Source organism: Nonomuraea sp. NPDC001699 (assembly GCF_053596455.1).
In genome coordinates, this window is the sequence record NZ_JBSFGF010000082.1 from 1 (window position 1) to 1425 (window position 1425).

Below are 1425 nucleotides of genomic sequence, written 5' to 3' on the forward strand. Positions count from 1 at the left end.
TGGCCAGCGTGCCATCCACCGCACCGCCCGGCGCGCTGGTTGTGCCCAGTACGTTGGCCAGCGCCTGCCAGGAAGCGGGTTGTCCGTCCACGTCGACCAGCAGGAACCGGCCGGGGTGCTCGGCCTGCGCCGACCGCGCCAGCCCCAGCACCGCCGCCCCCACCAACTCGCGGCCATCATTCCCGGGACCGCTGTTGCCGGGATCGGCGTTGTGCCCAACCGTGACCACACCGGTGGTGAGCAGCACCAGCCGGGTCTCGGCCAGCCGCTCACTGGCCAGCCAGCCCCGCAGCACCTCCACCACCCGATCCAGCTCCACACGCAACCGCGACAGCAGCCCGCTAGGCCCGCCATGCCCATCGTGGACGTCATGCCCGTCGTGGATGTCCCGGGTGTCCTGGGTGTCCTGGGTGTCCTGGGTGTCCTGGGTGTCCTGGGTGTCCTGGGTGTCGTCGTGGGTGTCGTGGGCGGAGACTTCCATGTCCAGGGACAGAATCACTGTCTCAGCCGTCGGCTCGCCTGAAGCCAGCCCGGCATCCAACGCCGGTAGATCGCAGTAGCGGCCCGCGACAGTGCCGCCAGCCGCCTGCACCGCCGCCACCACATCACCCGAGGACGGGCCGACCACGATCACTTGGCCCGGTGTCACGTCCGACGCAGCCTCTGATGCCGTGTGTGATGCCCCTTCTACGAGCTTGCCCGCCGGTCGCCCTGCTGGGTTGCCTGGTATGGGCAGCCATTGCAGCTGATGCAACCCTTCAACCACGGGCCGCTCACCTGCCCGCAGCCCGCCGCTAGCCAGCCCGTCCGCCGGTAGAGGGCGTGAGATCAGACTCGTCACCACCGCCACCGGGGCACCGCTGCCATCGGCCATCCGGATACTGACGCCACCATCGGCATCGGCGGCCGGTTGGACATGCACCCGCAACTGCCGGGCGCCGGAGGCCAGCAGTTCCACCCCGGTCCAAGCGAACGGCAACATCACCCCCGCCCCGCCAGGATTGCCGGCCCCGTTGGTTTGGTCGATGTGGGCGGGCAGGCTGGTGGCATGCAAGGCGGCATCCAGCAACGCCGGATGAACCCCGAACCGGGCCGCATCCACACACTCCCGCTCACCCAGCTCGACCTCGGCGAACACCTCTCCCTCACGCACCCAGGCCCGCTTCAACCCCCGAAAAGCAGGCCCATACCCGTAACCCTCATCGGCCAGCTTCTGGTAGAAGCCCTCCACCTCCACCGCCCGCGCCCCCACCGGCGGCCACACACCCAGCTCGAAACCAGCCCCCGCACCATCCCCGTTCACGCCCTCGGCGCTCTCGATGTCCGTCGTGCTCTCGGCTATCACCGCGCTGGCGTGACGCCGCCACCCCTCGCCCAGCCCAGCTCCCGCACCCGTCCCCGTCCCTGCTCCTGCTCCTGCCGGTC

At 70.0% G+C, this 1425-nt stretch carries 1 protein-coding gene; it reads right to left on the reverse strand.

Going from position 1 to position 1425, the window contains the following annotated elements; translation table 11 throughout:
* A partial coding sequence (locus tag ACWCSU_RS52795) for a polyketide synthase dehydratase domain-containing protein (protein ID WP_449945255.1) occupies positions 1-1345 on the reverse strand: 1345 nt, incomplete at its 3' end.
* Between the last annotated feature and the right edge of the window lie 80 nt (positions 1346-1425).